At 64.9% G+C, this 13,895-nt stretch carries 14 protein-coding genes; 5 read left to right on the top strand and 9 right to left on the bottom strand.

What is annotated here, in order from left to right; translation table 11 throughout:
• The first annotated feature begins 2 nt into the window (after nt 1-2).
• Nucleotides 3-1,001 (top strand): MDR/zinc-dependent alcohol dehydrogenase-like family protein, encoded by a 999-nt coding sequence (locus AC1Q6Z_RS08810; protein ID WP_492647492.1) that lies wholly within the window; start codon nt 3-5, stop codon nt 999-1,001.
• Here the strand turns inward: AC1Q6Z_RS08810 and AC1Q6Z_RS08805 are convergent, their stop codons facing one another.
• Nucleotides 1,002-1,928 carry a LysR family transcriptional regulator gene (locus AC1Q6Z_RS08805; protein WP_492647491.1) on the bottom strand — a complete coding sequence of 309 codons (927 nt, stop codon included), beginning with the start codon at nt 1,926-1,928 and terminating at the stop codon, nt 1,002-1,004. It abuts the gene before it with no gap.
• Nucleotides 1,929-2,072: 144 nt separating this feature from the next.
• Here AC1Q6Z_RS08805 and AC1Q6Z_RS08800 point away from each other — a divergent pair, with 144 nt between their 5' ends.
• Entirely contained in the window at nt 2,073-3,746 is a 1,674-nt protein-coding gene (locus tag AC1Q6Z_RS08800) for a GMC family oxidoreductase (RefSeq protein ID WP_492647490.1), read from the top strand.
• On the opposite strand, the gene AC1Q6Z_RS08795 is transcribed toward AC1Q6Z_RS08800, so the two are convergent.
• From AC1Q6Z_RS08795 to AC1Q6Z_RS08770, 6 genes are all read right to left on the bottom strand, one after another.
• Nucleotides 3,718-3,936, bottom strand: a complete 219-nt coding sequence (locus AC1Q6Z_RS08795; RefSeq protein ID WP_256114741.1) for a hypothetical protein — start codon at nt 3,934-3,936, stop codon at nt 3,718-3,720. The genes AC1Q6Z_RS08800 and AC1Q6Z_RS08795 overlap by 29 nt on opposite strands.
• A 61-nt stretch (nt 3,937-3,997) precedes the next feature.
• Nucleotides 3,998-5,179 (bottom strand): ABC transporter permease, encoded by a 1,182-nt coding sequence (locus tag AC1Q6Z_RS08790; RefSeq protein ID WP_492647489.1) that lies wholly within the window; start codon nt 5,177-5,179, stop codon nt 3,998-4,000.
• A 4-nt stretch (nt 5,180-5,183) separates the two neighbouring features.
• Nucleotides 5,184-6,326 (bottom strand): ABC transporter permease, encoded by a 1,143-nt coding sequence (locus AC1Q6Z_RS08785; RefSeq protein ID WP_492647488.1) that lies wholly within the window; start codon nt 6,324-6,326, stop codon nt 5,184-5,186.
• Entirely contained in the window at nt 6,326-7,027 is a 702-nt protein-coding gene (locus AC1Q6Z_RS08780) for an ABC transporter ATP-binding protein (protein WP_492647487.1), read from the bottom strand. Before AC1Q6Z_RS08780 ends, AC1Q6Z_RS08785 begins: the two co-directional genes overlap by 1 nt.
• Nucleotides 7,024-8,124: an efflux RND transporter periplasmic adaptor subunit gene (locus AC1Q6Z_RS08775; protein ID WP_492647486.1), complete on the bottom strand. Its 1,101-nt coding sequence runs from the start codon at nt 8,122-8,124 to the stop codon at nt 7,024-7,026. The genes AC1Q6Z_RS08780 and AC1Q6Z_RS08775 overlap by 4 nt, the downstream gene beginning before the upstream one ends.
• Nucleotides 8,125-8,170: 46 nt before the next feature.
• On the bottom strand, nt 8,171-9,217 hold the full coding sequence (locus AC1Q6Z_RS08770; protein ID WP_492647485.1) for a helix-turn-helix domain-containing protein: 1,047 nt from the start codon (nt 9,215-9,217) through the stop codon (nt 8,171-8,173).
• A 172-nt stretch (nt 9,218-9,389) separates the two neighbouring features.
• On the opposite strand from AC1Q6Z_RS08770, the gene AC1Q6Z_RS08765 reads away from it, so the two are divergent.
• On the top strand, nt 9,390-10,091 hold the full coding sequence (locus AC1Q6Z_RS08765) for a class I SAM-dependent methyltransferase (RefSeq protein ID WP_492647484.1): 702 nt from the start codon (nt 9,390-9,392) through the stop codon (nt 10,089-10,091).
• Between the two features lie 117 nt (nt 10,092-10,208).
• Here the strand turns inward: AC1Q6Z_RS08765 and AC1Q6Z_RS08760 are convergent, their stop codons facing one another.
• Both AC1Q6Z_RS08760 and ligD read right to left on the bottom strand, forming a co-directional pair.
• Nucleotides 10,209-10,409, bottom strand: a complete 201-nt coding sequence (locus tag AC1Q6Z_RS08760) for a cold-shock protein (RefSeq protein WP_256114733.1) — start codon at nt 10,407-10,409, stop codon at nt 10,209-10,211.
• 288 nt (nt 10,410-10,697) lie between these two features.
• Nucleotides 10,698-11,756, bottom strand: a complete 1,059-nt coding sequence (gene ligD / locus AC1Q6Z_RS08755; RefSeq protein ID WP_439615315.1) for a non-homologous end-joining DNA ligase — start codon at nt 11,754-11,756, stop codon at nt 10,698-10,700.
• A 247-nt stretch (nt 11,757-12,003) separates the two neighbouring features.
• On the opposite strand from ligD, the gene AC1Q6Z_RS08750 reads away from it, so the two are divergent.
• Together AC1Q6Z_RS08750 and AC1Q6Z_RS08745 are read left to right on the top strand one after the other, a co-directional pair.
• Nucleotides 12,004-12,894: a dihydrodipicolinate synthase family protein gene (locus AC1Q6Z_RS08750; protein ID WP_439615314.1), complete on the top strand. Its 891-nt coding sequence runs from the start codon at nt 12,004-12,006 to the stop codon at nt 12,892-12,894.
• Nucleotides 12,895-12,978: 84 nt separating this feature from the next.
• Nucleotides 12,979-13,887, top strand: a complete 909-nt coding sequence (locus AC1Q6Z_RS08745) for a DMT family transporter (protein ID WP_492647483.1) — start codon at nt 12,979-12,981, stop codon at nt 13,885-13,887.
• The last annotated feature ends 8 nt before the right edge of the window (nt 13,888-13,895 follow it).

Below are 13,895 nucleotides of genomic sequence, written 5' to 3'. Positions count from 1 at the left end.
TCATGTCCGGCAAGGAAATCATCTTCCCGCAAAAGAACAACTTCGTTCTGGCGGATTGCGAAACGCTACCGCTCGGGCCGACCGAGGTGCGCGGCCGTACGCTCGCGACGCTCGTCAGCCCCGGCACCGAACTCGCCTGGGCGACGGGCGAGGATTTTCCCATCCGGCCCGGCTATGCCGCGGTGTTCGAGGTGGAAGAATGCGGCGAGGCCGTTCGCGATGTGAAAGTCGGCACCCGGCTGTTCTGCATGGGGCCGCATCGCAGCTTCCAGCAGGTCGAGCATCGGTTCACGCTGCCGGTGCCGGACGGCCTTTCATCCGAAGAGGCCGTCATCGCGCGGCTGATCGGCGTGTCGATGACGACGCTCATGACCACCAAGGCGAGGCCCGGCGACCGCGTGGTCATCGGCGGCGCCGGCCCGGTCGGCTATCTCGCCGCGCACATCTTCAAGCTCTCGGGCTATGAGGTGTCCGTGGTCGAGCCGGACCCGACCCGACGCAGCCAGATCGTCGCCTCCGGCATTGCCTCGGTCTTTGCCGAGATGCCGGGCTCTGACCCGGGTTTCGCCGGCAAGGTCGCGCTCGTCGTCGATTGCTCCGGCCACGAGGCGGCCGTTCTCGGCGGCTGCCGCATCGTGCGCCAGCACGGCGAGGTCGTGCTGATCGGCGTGCCGTGGAGGCGGCATACGGAGCTTTACGCCCACGATATCCTGCATGCGGTCTTCAACAATTTCGTGCTGCTCAGAAGCGGCTGGGAATGGGAGTTCCCGTTGCTGGCAAAAGGCTTCAAATGGGTGGAATTGCTCGACGGCTACAACAATACCAGCCAAAGCGTTTTTGGCGGCTTCGCCAAGGCCTTGAAATGGCTTGCCGAAGGTCGCGTCCCGCTTGACGGCCTTCTGCGCAAGGCATCGCCGAAGGCTCCGGCCGCCCTCTACACCGCGCTACTGGCCCGCGAAATCACCGAGCCCTTCGTCGTGCTCGACTGGCAGTCGGAATGATCACCCCCAGATGCGGGTAACGGCATCGAAGGCGAACTGGATGGTCGGGTCGTTCGCCCGCGCTTTCAGGCACACGAAGCTCAGGGCGGTTTCGATCTGGACGCGGTCGGCGATCACCAGTCCGTTGGACTGGTGTTCATGCAGCGCCAGCGACTCGCGGCAGAGGCTGAGCCCCAGCCCCGTTCGCACCATCGCCAGCATGGAAGGCTCCTGGTCGACCGAGGCGACGACGTTCTGCCGCACACCGAGGTCGCCGAACAGGCGTCCCAGCAGACGGTTGTGCACCGAGGCTGGCGGCGTGCCGATCCAGGGGAGGGCGGCGAGCGCCGGCCAGTCCTGGCCGCGAACGACGCCGGCAAGCGATGGCGGCGCGACGACCAGATAGGTCAGCCGCGCGAGTTCCTTCGCGTGGAAGAGGTTTTCCTGTCCATCCGGCGCCACGCCGGCCACGGGATCGAAATCCCGGATATCGCCGAGAAAATACCCGACATCCAGCTCGTTTCGCCGGAGACCCTCCGGCACGTCGCCGCTCATGCCGTGGCGCAGTTCCGTTTCGATGCCTGGTCCGCTTTCCACCAGCGCCTTCAGAAATGCCCCCAGCCGCGTGAATTCCGGATCGATGATCGTGCCGATCCGCAATTTCCCGCGCAGGCGCGTCGCGAGGTGCCCCGCCGTCTGGCCGAAATCCGTGAGCGCTGCCAGCACCTGCTCCGCCTTCGCCGCCAGCAAGGCGCCTTCGAGGGTCAATTCCAGGCCCACCGACGTTCGGCGAAACAAAGTGATGCCGGTATCCGCGGCAAGACGCTTGAGTTGCAAGGTCACGGCCGGTTGGGTGAGATGCAGCCGCTCGGCGGCGCGCGTGACATTGCCCTCGCGCGCAACGGTCACGAAGGCCTTCAAAGTCCTGAGATCGGTGGGGCTTGCCATATTAATTCTGCTTATAATTGTCTGCTTCATTTGTCATTGGATTTTCCGCCGCATCTGCGGGTATTTCTGCAAAAAACATGAGGAGGACGCCCAGATGCCATGGAGAACGGTTAGACTTTATAACAGCGACGGCGGCATAACCCGATGACGCGTCCGAACATCGCATCTGACCGCTTTGACTACATCGTCGTCGGGGGAGGCTCCGCCGGCTGCCTGCTGGCCAATCGTCTCAGCCGCGATCCTGCGACGCGCGTGCTGCTGCTGGAAGCGGGCAGGAAGGACAATTATCCGTGGATCCATATCCCGGTCGGCTATCTCTACTGCATCGGCAACCCGCGTACCGACTGGCTGTTCAAGACCGAGCCGGATGCCGGGCTGAACGGCCGCTCGCTGCGCTATCCGCGCGGCAAGACGCTCGGCGGCTGCTCCTCGATCAACGGCATGATCTACATGCGCGGGCAGGCCCGCGACTATGACGGCTGGGCGGCGGCGACCGGGGACAGCGCCTGGTCCTGGCAGAATTCCCTGCCCGATTTCAAGGCCCATGAGGACCACTACCGGCTGGACAACGGTGCGGACCCGCAAACGGGCGGCAACAGCCGATTCTCCGACATGCACGGCCATGGCGGCGAGTGGCGCATCGAGAAGCAGCGCCTGAAATGGGATATCTTGGAATCCTTCGCCGAGGCCGCCGTCGAGGCCGGTGTCCCGCGCTCCGACGATTTCAACAGCGGCGACAACGAGGGCGTCGGCTATTTCGAAGTCAACCAGCGTTCGGGTTGGCGGTGGAACACGTCCAAGGCCTTCCTGCGCCCAGCAAGAAACCGGCCCAATCTCTCCGTGTGGACGGAATGCCATGTCGAAAAGCTCGCTCTCGAAGGCAAGCGCTGCACCGGCGTCGTGCTTCAGCGGCAGGGGCGCAGGATGGAGGTCCGCGCCGAGAAGGAAGTGATCCTTTCGGCCGGGGCGATCGGCTCGCCGCAGATCCTGCAATTGTCGGGCGTCGGACCGGCGGAGCTATTGAAGCGCCATGGAATCGAGGTGGCCCACGATCTGCCGGGCGTCGGCGAGAACCTGCAGGACCATTTGCAGATCCGCGCGGTCTTCAAGGTCGGCAATGCAAAGACGCTGAACACGCTCGCCAACAGCCTGTTCGGCAAGGCGATGATCGGCCTTGAATATGCGTTGAAACGCAGTGGCCCGATGAGCATGTCGCCCTCGCAGCTCGGCGCGTTCACCCGCTCGGACGAACGCCAAGCCCATGCCAACCTGGAATATCACGTCCAGCCGTTGAGCCTCGATGCCTTCGGCGAGCCGTTGCACAGCATCCCCGCCTTCACCGCGAGCGTCTGCAACCTGAACCCGACCAGTGCCGGAACCGTGCGCATCCGCTCCGGCAAGGCCGTCGACGCGCCGGCCATCGCGCCGAACTACCTGAGCACGGAGGAGGATCGCCGCATCGCCGCCGACAGCATCCGGCAGGTGCGCAGGATCGTCTCGCAGCCGGCGCTTGCAAAGTACCAGCCGGAGGAGTGGAAGCCCGGCCTCCAGTTCCAGAGCGACGAGGACCTCGCCAAGCTCGCCGGCGACATCGCCAACACCATCTTTCACCCCGTCGGGACGACGAAGATGGGCCGCGCCGACGACCCGTTGGCCGTGGTCGACAGCCGCCTGCGGGTGCGTGGCATTGCTGGCCTGCGCGTCGTCGACGCCGGCATCATGCCGAAGATCACCAGCGGCAACACCAATGCGCCGACGCTAATGATCGCGGAAAAGGCGGCGGGATGGATTATTGCCGATGCCCGGCAACGCGGATGACGGACGGGGATGACCGCGATTCCTGGTTGAGCAGGTCGATCGCGGCGAGGGCTTCTCGCCGCGTGGAAAAGGCAAGAATCTCGTCGCCCATCATGCCGGGCAAATCGGTCGCATTGTCCCAGACCACGTAGTGATCCAGCGGATCGAGGAGACATTCGTAGCGATCGGTTATCCCGGTTTCCGTCGCCATGTCATCCTCCACTGCCTGACGTTTGAAGCCGGCAGCATAATCCGCCAATGCAAACATCCGCTTAACCGCGTGCCCGAAGGGCGGCGGTCAGCGGCAGCCTTGTCGCGGCAAGCGCAGGGAGGGCGCCGCCGAGGATGCCGATGGCAAGGCCGAGCAGGCCTGCCGTCAACAGGACATCTGGCGTGACGGCGAGCTGGAAGGCCATGCGGGCATTGTTCGCGCCGATCGTGCTGGCCTGCCAGCCGTTGAAGATCAGCCACGAGGCGAGGAGGCCGAGGAAGACGCCGGCGCCCGCGAGCACTACCGCTTCCACCCATGTGCCGAGAAAGGCCGAGAGGCGGCTGAAGCCGAGCGCGCGCACCGTGGCGATCTCGACGGTGCGGTCCGAGACGGAACTCGTCATCGTGTTGAGGGCGCCCGCCGTTGCCCCCACGGCCATCAGCAGCGCGACCGGCCAGCCGAACAGGCGGATGAGGCTCGCCGTGCGCCCGGATTGCGCGGCGTAAAGATCGGCTTCGGAGACGGCGACGAGCGGGGTCTCGGTGATGGTGGCGAGCGCGCCTTGCAAGCGTTTGAGCGATGCGGGGTCGGCGAGGCGGAGTTTCAGGCTTTGCACCTGCCCCTGCCGGTCGAAGGCGGCGCGCACCGCTTCGAGGTCGGCCCAGAGTTCGGATTCGAAGGCGCTGCCATGGGCAGAGAAATGCCCCACCACCGTCCAGTCGACCGCGCCGAGGCGGACCGTGTCACCCACTTGGAGGCCGAATTCCTCGGCGAGACGGTTTCCGGCGACGATCTCGCGGGCGCCCGGCGTGAAGATGCGGCCGGCGGAAATCGTGATGCCGTCGCGGATCGACGGGCCGGCGGCATCCATGCCGCGCAGCGCCATCGTGCGCTGGCTCAGATCGACGGGCGCGACGATCTCGCGGGACGAGACGAGCTTGCCGCCGGCGTCGCGGGCGACGCCCAGGTCGCCGGTCATGGTGTCGAGCGTGCGGATGACGGATGCGGGAATATCCGAGCCTGTCTCCTGATTGGTGCCGCCGCCGAGAACGACGGCGACGGCGGGAGAACCGGCGCCGGTCAGCGCCGTCTCGAACCCCTTCGCCATGGAGAGGAAGCCGGCGAGCACGCAGACGACGAGGGCGACCGACAGGGCCATGGAGGCGGAAATCGCGGAACGGCGCGGCAGGCTGGACAGGTTGGTGCGGATCATCACGAGCGCTTGTCGTGTGTGGGTGGACATGGAGTTACCTCGTTCTGAAAGCTTTGATGATGGGGGTTCGCATGGCGTTGAAGGCCGGCAGCGCGCCGGTCGCAAGCCCGAGGACGGCGATGATGACCAGCGCCTTTGCGAGAACCGGCGCGGAGAAGACCAGCCCGAGCGTCGGGCCGGCAAGAATGGTGGCGAGCTTCGCCAAAGCGAGGCCGATGCCGCCGCCGACCGCGAAGACGAAGAGGGTTTCGCCGAGGATGAGCGCCATGATGCCGAGGCGGGAGAAGCCGAGCGTCTTCAGCACGCCGATCTCGAAGGTGCGTTCGCGCACGGCAAAGACCATGGTGTTGACGACGATCATCAACAGGGTGACGAAGGCCGCGCCGACGACGAGGTTCACGATCAGGCCGACATCGGCATATTGGCGCAGAAACGCTTCCAGGAACTGCTTTTCCGATTGCGTGCGCGTCGGCGTGGCCGAGTTGGCAAAAAGCGTGTCGATCCCGGCAGAGAGTTCCCCCGGCGAGACACCCATGCGCGGCAGGACGACGAAGGCGTCCACGGTGTCCTTGCCGCGCGCGCGGGCGGCATTCACATAGTCATAGCGGGCGATCATGAAATAGGTGTCGGTGGCCGCACTTTCGCCCTCGAAGATGCCGGCGATCTCGAAACGCCAGTCGCGGCTGCCGTCCTCTCTCGGCGTGTCGAAGGCGGTGACCGTCGCGCGCTGGCCGACGGTCCAGCCTTGCGCCTCGGCGAGCGCGCGGCCGACCAGCACCCTGTCGCGGGCCTGGCCGATTGCGTCCACCAGGGCCGGCGTCAGGCCAAGCCCCTTGCCGTTGACGGCCATCAGCAGGTCGGGATCGGCGGCGCTGACGGCGACGACGTTTTTCTCCACGCCGACGAAGCCGCGCAGCCGCGTGACATAGCCGACCGCCGCGACGCCGGGATCGGCGGCGATGCGCGACATCGCTGCCATCGGCAGCGGCTGGGTGCGGCCGCCGGCACTCGTGACGCCGAGGAGGTCGTCGCTGGCGCCGGCGGTACCCTGCGTTCCGTTCAGGAAGCTTGCGGTGAGGCCGTAGATGAGGAAGGCGACCGCGATCGAGACCATGAGGAGCACGGTGCGCAGCGGCTTTCGCCAGGCATTCTTTCGGGCGAGATCGAAAAGGGTCATCAGGCGGCCCTCTTCTCTTCGACGAAATCGCCCTTGTCGAGATGCAGCGTGCGGCGGGCATAAAGCGCGGCCTGCGGGTCGTGCGTCACCATGACGATCGTCTTTTCCAGCTCGCAGTTGAGGAAGCGCAGCATGTCCAGAACCTCGTCGGCGGACTTGCGGTCGAGGTCGCCGGTCGGCTCGTCGCAGAGCAGCAGGCCCGGATCGGAAACGATGGCGCGCGCAATGCCGATGCGCTGCTGCTGGCCGCCGGACATCATGGCGGGATATTGTTTTTCGCGCCCGGCGAGGCCGACGAGGTCGAGGACCTTTTCGACGCGCAGGCGCCGCTCCTTTCGCGACAGCGGCTTCAGCAGCAGCGGCAGCTCGACATTTTCCGCGGCGGTGAGCATGGGCAGCAGATTATAGAACTGGAAGACGATGCCCATGTTGTGCGCCCGCCAGGCCGAGCGCGCGGCCTCGCCCATCTGGTCGAGGCGGCTGGTGCCGATGCTCAAGGTGCCGGCATCCGGCCGATCTATACCGGCCAGCATGTTGAGCAGCGTCGATTTGCCCGAGCCGGACGGCCCCATGACGGCGACGAAATCGCCGCGCGGGATAGCGAGGTCGAGACCCGCGAAGATGGGCATCATCTCTCCGCCGCGGCGGTAGGCCTTCCTGATGCCACTGAGCGCGATATAGGGGGCGGGGTTTTGGGTCATTGCGTGTTTTCTCCTGTTTCATCGAGGGCGATGCGGATGCGGGCGGCCATGTTCGGGCGGATGCCGTCGGGCGGATCGTCGAGCGACAGGCGCAGCGTCACGGTGCCCTTTTCCGCGGAGGCGACCGGCGCCAGCCGCAGGACCGTGACCGCGAAGGGCCTGTCGGGAAAACCGTCGAGCACCGCCTGGCCCGCAAGGCCGGGTTTGAGGGCCGCGATGGTGGTTTCCGCCACGTCGGCGTCGATCACGAGGGTTTTCGTGTCGGTGATCGTCAGCAGGCTCTGGTTCTCGCGAACGCTGTCGATGCGCGCCAGCACCGTGTCGCCGACGCGGGCGTCGAGCCGCGTGACGGTGCCCGCGAAGGGCGCGCGAACGGTCAGTTCCCCTACCCGTTCCTCGGCAATGCGGATGGCGAGGTCGGCGCTGTCTGCGGATTGCCGTGCCTGCGCCACGGCATTCTCGGCGCGCTCGGCTGCCGCGCTTGCGTCTTCAAGCGACTGTTTTGAGGCTGCGTTGCGGGCGGCGAGGATTTCGGTGCGGTCCAGCAGGGTACGGGCCTGCGCAAGGTCGATAGCGCGGGCGGCGAGGACCAGTTCTGCCTGAGCCTTCGCGGCACGGGCCTGTTCGAACGCAAAGCGGGCGCCCGCATCCTCCAGCGCGACAAGAACCTGGCCCGCCTCGACGGCGTCGCCCAGCGCCACGACGATCCGAGTGATCCTGCCTTCATATTTGGCAAAGACCGTCGTCATGCGTGGCGCAACGACGAAGCCGGAGCCGGTGACCTCGCTTCCGGCCGGGATGGGATTGCGGACGGCGGATCGTTCGCCCTCGACCTCTGCCACGGCGACAGGGTCGGCGGCCGCACGCTCCGGCTCCGACAGGGCGGCGTCGATATGGCGGACTATGTCCGACCGATAGAGGAAGGCGCCGGCGGCGGCCCCAACCATCATGGCGCCGAGGCAGATCGGAAGGACGAGACGCCGGAGCATCGGCTTCGGCGGCTGGATATCGTGAGGGACGGGCTCAAGCGATAGCGACTTGAGCGTCTCGGCCAGTTTTCGGCCCTGTTCGGTGGCGATGTCGAAATGTGTGTTCATGCCGGGCATCATGGCCGGCGAGGGCGAAACCGCGACCTGGAACGCGTTATGGGTCGTGCTGGATCGCGATCGGGGACGTCGCGGCCTTGCGCTCGCGCCATTCGAGCGGCGACATTTCGGTGACTCGGCGGAATTCGCGATTGAAATTGGACTTGGTCTGGAAACCCACCTCGAACATGATCTCGGTCACGGGCTTGTCCGTCTCGGCAAGCAGCGCGCAGGCCTCGGCGATCCGATGCTCGTTGACATATTGCGAGACGTTCTTGCCCGTCGCCCGGTTGATCGCCGTGGAAATCTGCCGGGCCGGAATTCCCGTCTTGCGCGCCAGCCGGTCGAGGCTGAGATCGACGTCGCGATAGACGCGTTTCGTCTGCATCACCGCCTGAACTGCGGCGAGGGTTTCCTTGTCCTCCGCCATCTCCAATCTGGGGCCGGGGCCGGCGCCTGCCGTCTGATCGGGCTTGCCACGGCGCCCGGCTGTCGCGACGGCGCCGGACAGCACGGCCAAAACAGCAAGGTTCGCGATGGTGACCAGGAGGGGCGCATGGTCGCCCTGGGTCCAGGCGAAGTCGAGAAAGATCACGACGTCCATCGCCGCCGACAGTAGCAGGGCGGTCGCTGCGAAGAGGATGGCGCGATAGGCAGGGCCGGCATTATCGAAAGGCGTCAGGCGAAGCGCGTCCGAACCAGGCCGCATCAAAAGCAGGATCGCCACCGCATAGCCACTGAAGATCAATGCGATTGCGAAGTCGATGGCAGCACGCCACAACACGACCATCAGCACAATCACGATCACTGGTATGAGATGCAGACCGACGCGCAGTATCGGTGACACATCGCTCTTGCGCACCATCCCGGCCACGCCGGCATAGACAAGCGGCGGCACCGTCGAAGCCACGATTGGCAGCACCGGACCGACGCCATTCACCCCGTAGCCCCAGCGAAACCCCAGCAGGATCGATTGAAGGGCGGCCACCAGAATCAAGGCGAGAAACGGCATGTTCGGCGGCGCATCGTCGTCGCGTCGAATGACGGTGACCAGCAGAATGACAAGCAGAGTGGCGACGACGAAGGGAACTGGAATGGACAGCATTATGTCTGGAAGGGCTGGAGGGCAGAATACGAATGTTCGACGCTATCATGGCGCATCGGGCAGGTTTTCGCGACCTTGATCATGTTTGAGGTCTGTTTTCGGGGTAACCCCACCCTCAGTGCCGTCTTCACGCCGCTTGACCGAATGCGGATTTTGTAACTATTATTGTTACATGACTTTAAGCAATGAAAAATCTGGCTCTCCCGGCATCGACAAGCCGGCCTTTACCGCGGCGCATGCCAGTTCTTATGTGGAAGGAACGCTGAAAAAGGTTCCGGGCCTTGCCGCGCTCCACCGAATGGCTTCGATGCTGATTGCGGAGCGGGTGCCGGGGGCTGGCCGGGTTCTGGTGCTGGGCGCGGGCGGTGGTCTGGAGCTCAAGGCTTTGGCCGACGAGAATCCTCACTGGAATTTTTACGGAATCGATCCCTCGGCCGACATGCTTCTGCTGGCGGAGGAGATTGTGGGGCCTCATCGGCCGCGCGTCCAATTGCACCAGGGATATATAGACACCGCGGAGGACGGGCCGTTCGATGCGGCCGTTTGTTTTCTCACGCTGCACTTCGTGGCGCGCGATCAACGGCTCGAAACATTGCAGCAGTTGCGTCGCCAGCTGGTGCCGGGCGCGCCGTTCGTCGTCGCCCATATCAGTTTTCCGCAGAGCGAACCCGAGCGGTCGACGTGGATCGCTCGCCATGTCGCATTTGGGGGACAGACCTCAGGGGACGCGGAAAGCGCGCGGCAGGCCATAGCCACGAAATTATCGATTCTCTCGCCCGAAGAGGACGAATCGATGCTGCGTGAAGCGGGATTTTCGGATGTCAGCCTGATTTATGCAGGCCTGACGTTCAGGGGATGGGTGGCTTACGCCTGAGCCCTCGCCGTTTTGCTTGGAAGCCAAGCCCGGCATGCGGCGTGTCTTGACGCCTTGGCTCAAAAGTGCCGAACGAGGATCGGCGAGGCTTCTCAGCCGATCCTCGAACGAAACAGATCAGAGAACGCGAACGTTTTCTGCCTTGGATTTGCCGGTCTTGCGGTCCTGGCCAACGTCATAGCTGACGCGCTGGCCTTCGCTCAGCGAGCCGCCCTGCAGAGCGGAAACGTGTACGAAGACATCACTGCCCCCATTCTCGGGCGTGATGAAACCAAAACCCTTTTCCCCATTGAAAAACTTAACAGTGCCAGTGGCCATTTCTAATCCTCGAAGCTCGAACAGCGGATTGCCGCGCGGCAAAACCTATCGCGGTTGGACGCAGTCTGCAATGCGCTTGCTGGTTGGTAAGCCTTAATCTCCACGATCCATTGTCATTTTTTGATACTTCGTGGGTTGCGAAGACCGGATTCGAGCCCCTTGAATTGCTCCAGGCCCGTCCATATCTAGGGTTCACCACCCGTATTGATGACGCCTGCCGCAACAGCACCATACTGCTGCGCGTGTCGTCCGGGTCTAATAGGGCGCTCCCCGAAAGGGTCGAGCGCCCTATTTCTTTTCCGGGCCGGCGTGTTGTTTCATGTCATACACGGCGGCGTTGTCCTGTATTTTTCGCAAGCCCTTATAAAGCGTTTGGCGGAGATTGCCGTCCCCGCTCCAGCCGCGGAATTCGATCTCTGCGATGAGGGTGGGCAGGGCGAAGACATAGCCTTTGCCCTTGACCGGTGCGACGGGCTTGCGCGTCTTGAGCATGTCGAGCGTCTTGCGGAGATAGTCCGCATCCTTGGCGCTTAGACCGGTCGAGACAGAACCGACATGCACCCAATCATGTCCGTGCCGGGCGGCGAGAAGCAGGCCGGCGATGCCGCTGTGGGCGGAATCCGATGGCTCATAGCCGACGATCATGAAGCTGCCGCCCTCTATGCATTCGACCTGGAGCCAGTCGTCGCCGCGACCGGATCGATAGGGGCGATCGCGATGTTTGGCGACGATGCCCTCCAGCCCGAGCCGGCGCGCTTCGGCTAGGAGGTCGTCTGCATCGATGTCGAGTTCTTCCGACAGCCGGATCGCCCCGTCCCCGCCGGCCGGGACGAGATCTTCCAGCAGATGCCGGCGCAGGGAGAGTTCCGTGCCCGTCAGGTCCTGGCCATCGAGATAGAGTAGATCGAAGGCAAGGAAGGTGGCCTCCTGCAAAGCCCTTTTACCGCCGAGCGCGTTTTGCAGCGCCGCGAAATCCGACCGGCCTTCTTCATCAAGAATCACGGCCTCGCCGTCGAAAATGGCCGCGTTGACGCCGAGGTTGCGGGCTGCCGCCGCGATGGCCGGGAAGCGGTGCGTCCAGTCCTCGCCGTTGGTTGTGGCAAGGCGAACGCCCTTCGGATCGATGTGGACGGCGAGCCGGTAGCCATCCCATTTCACCTCATAGAGCCAGTCCGCACCTTCCGGCGGGGCAGGCCTGCGCGAGGCCAGACAGGGGTCGATGCGATCCGGCATCGGATCGAAGGGCAGGCCGGGCTGTTGCGGATCCCGCTTGCGCACGGGGCGGGACTGGAGCGTCGCGCCGGATTCGTCGAGCAGCGGAAGAGGCGGTCTGCGCTTCGGCGTCATGGGAATTCACCATCTCCTGCATCGAGCCCGGATTTTCATCGTCGCAGTTCGGGAGATAGGTATGTTCGCCGCGAACTTCACCCCCCGTATCGAACGGACGTCACTATGGCGTGACAGGCCGGGCCTGTTCAAGGCCGCAGCCAGTCACCGTTTTTGCAACATGCAATCAGGGATTTGTCGCGGTGACAATGTGGCCCGTCGCCTTCAAACGGCCCGGCGGTCTATGATCGGCCGACAGGAGGAGTGCATGACCCTATTTTCCGGCCTTTCGGCCTTTTCCATCACGCCCACGGACACGGCCGGCCGCGTCGACCGGGAGGCGCTCTCCGGCCTGCTCGAACGTATCCGCAGTGCGGGCGCGGATTCGATCGGCCTGCTCGGCAGCACGGGCGGTTATGCCTTCCTGTCGCGCGAAGAGCGTCGGCACGCCGTCGAGACGGCGATCGCCAGCGTCGGCGGTCGCATTCCCGTTATCGTCGGCGTCGGGGCGCTGCGCACGGACGAGGCCGAGGCGCTGGCGCGCGATGCGAAGGCTGCCGGCGCGGACGGGCTGCTGCTGGCGCCCATGTCCTATACGCCGCTGACGGAGGAGGAAGTTTTCCAGCACATGGCCGCGGTCGCCAAGGCCGGCGACCTGCCGCTCTGCATCTACAACAATCCCGGCACGACGCGCTTCGTCTTCAGCGACGACCTGATCACCCGGCTGGCGGAAGTGCCGAACATCGCCGCCATAAAGATGCCGCTGCCGGCCGATGGCGATTTCCGCCGCGAAATCGCCCGGCTGCACGCCCGCACGCCAGCGGGTTTTCCCATCGGCTATAGCGGCGATTGGGGTGCCGCGGAATCGCTACTGGCGGGTGGTGCCGCCTGGTACAGCGTCGTCGGCGGCCTGCTGCCGGCCGAGGCGCTGGCGCTGACCCGCGCGGCCATGGCCGGCAATCGGGCCGAGGCCGAGCGGCTCGACCAGGCCTTCCAGCCGCTCTGGGACCTGTTCAAGGAATTCGGCAGTTTTCGCGTGATGTATGCCATTGCCGGGCTTCTCGGCCTCAGCAACGCCGCTCCGCCGCGGCCGATCCTGCCCCTGCGCCCGGCCGATATCCTACGTGTCGAGGCGGCGCTGGATCGCGTGAAGGACTGACGCCCACGCTTCGCTCACCATCGAACCATTTTCGGCGCTGGTCGGATAGGGTCGCATCACCGCGAAGCCGAAAAAGGGATTGCAATGACGGCCGAGAATAAAAACCTGACCACCGACCTGGCATTGCTGTTCTTGCTGTCGACACTCTGGGGTGCGTCCTACACCTTCATTAAGCTCGGCGTCGAGACGATCCCGCCGATAACCCTGATCGCGGCGAGAACGCTCATCGCGGGCAGCCTTCTGCTCGCGATCGTCTGGGCACGCGGCCTGTCGCTGCCCCGGGACCGGAAAAGCTGGGGCCGGTTTCTCTTCCAGGCCTGCCTGAACAGCGTCATTCCCTTCACCCTGATCGCCTGGGCGGAGCAGACGACCGACGCCGGCCTCGCGACGATCCTGAATTCGACCTCGCCGATCTTCACCTTCCTGCTCACCGCCCTCGTCACCCGGCATGAGGTTGTGACGGGTCGCAAGCTTTTCGGCGTTTCGGCAGGCCTGGTCGGCGTCGGCCTCATCGTCGGCTTCGAGGCGCTCGGCGGGCTTGGACAGGAGGCGTGGGCGCAACTCGCCATCGTCGCCGCGACCGTGAGCTATGCGGGGGCTGCGATCTTCGGGAAGAATTTCCGGGGGCTCGATCCGATGATCCCGGCGGCGGGGTCGATGATCTGCGGCGCCGTCCTCCTCATTCCCGCCAGCCTGATCGTCGACCGCCCGTGGACGCTCGCCCCGAGCAGCGAATCCATAATGGCCCTCCTGGGGCTCTCCGTCTTCTCGACGGCGCTGGCCTTCGTCATCTATTTCCGGCTCATCCAGACGCTCGGCTCGGTCGGGACGACGGCGCAGGCTTATATCCGGGTGCCGATCGGTGTCGGGCTGGGCGTGCTGTTCCTGGGCGAGACGCTGATGCCGACGGCGTGGCTGGGGCTGGTCTGCGTGCTCGCCGGCGTCATCGCCATGACCTGGCCCACGCGGAAGCCCATTGCCGCCGCAACCTGATGACACCC

The organism is Shinella sp. GW835-FHT14H05 (assembly GCF_058793575.1).
Note: the sequence above shows the minus strand (reverse complement) of the source record. Positions and strands in the feature narration are given on the sequence as shown.

Excerpts from the sequence above, each read along its gene's own strand:
- AC1Q6Z_RS08810 (WP_492647492.1), top strand. The coding sequence starts at position 3 with ATGTCCGGCAAGGAAATCATCTTCCCGCAAAAGAACAACTTCGTTCTG.
- AC1Q6Z_RS08805 (WP_492647491.1), bottom strand. The coding sequence starts at position 1,928 with ATGGCAAGCCCCACCGATCTCAGGACTTTGAAGGCCTTCGTGACCGTT.
- AC1Q6Z_RS08800 (WP_492647490.1), top strand. The coding sequence starts at position 2,073 with ATGACGCGTCCGAACATCGCATCTGACCGCTTTGACTACATCGTCGTC.
- AC1Q6Z_RS08795 (WP_256114741.1), bottom strand. The coding sequence starts at position 3,936 with ATGGCGACGGAAACCGGGATAACCGATCGCTACGAATGTCTCCTCGAT.
- AC1Q6Z_RS08790 (WP_492647489.1), bottom strand. The coding sequence starts at position 5,179 with ATGTCCACCCACACACGACAAGCGCTCGTGATGATCCGCACCAACCTG.
- AC1Q6Z_RS08785 (WP_492647488.1), bottom strand. The coding sequence starts at position 6,326 with ATGACCCTTTTCGATCTCGCCCGAAAGAATGCCTGGCGAAAGCCGCTG.
- AC1Q6Z_RS08780 (WP_492647487.1), bottom strand. The coding sequence starts at position 7,027 with ATGACCCAAAACCCCGCCCCCTATATCGCGCTCAGTGGCATCAGGAAG.
- AC1Q6Z_RS08775 (WP_492647486.1), bottom strand. The coding sequence starts at position 8,124 with ATGAACACACATTTCGACATCGCCACCGAACAGGGCCGAAAACTGGCC.
- AC1Q6Z_RS08770 (WP_492647485.1), bottom strand. The coding sequence starts at position 9,217 with ATGCTGTCCATTCCAGTTCCCTTCGTCGTCGCCACTCTGCTTGTCATT.
- AC1Q6Z_RS08765 (WP_492647484.1), top strand. The coding sequence starts at position 9,390 with ATGACTTTAAGCAATGAAAAATCTGGCTCTCCCGGCATCGACAAGCCG.
- AC1Q6Z_RS08760 (WP_256114733.1), bottom strand. The coding sequence starts at position 10,409 with ATGGCCACTGGCACTGTTAAGTTTTTCAATGGGGAAAAGGGTTTTGGT.
- ligD (WP_439615315.1), bottom strand. The coding sequence starts at position 11,756 with ATGACGCCGAAGCGCAGACCGCCTCTTCCGCTGCTCGACGAATCCGGC.
- AC1Q6Z_RS08750 (WP_439615314.1), top strand. The coding sequence starts at position 12,004 with ATGACCCTATTTTCCGGCCTTTCGGCCTTTTCCATCACGCCCACGGAC.
- AC1Q6Z_RS08745 (WP_492647483.1), top strand. The coding sequence starts at position 12,979 with ATGACGGCCGAGAATAAAAACCTGACCACCGACCTGGCATTGCTGTTC.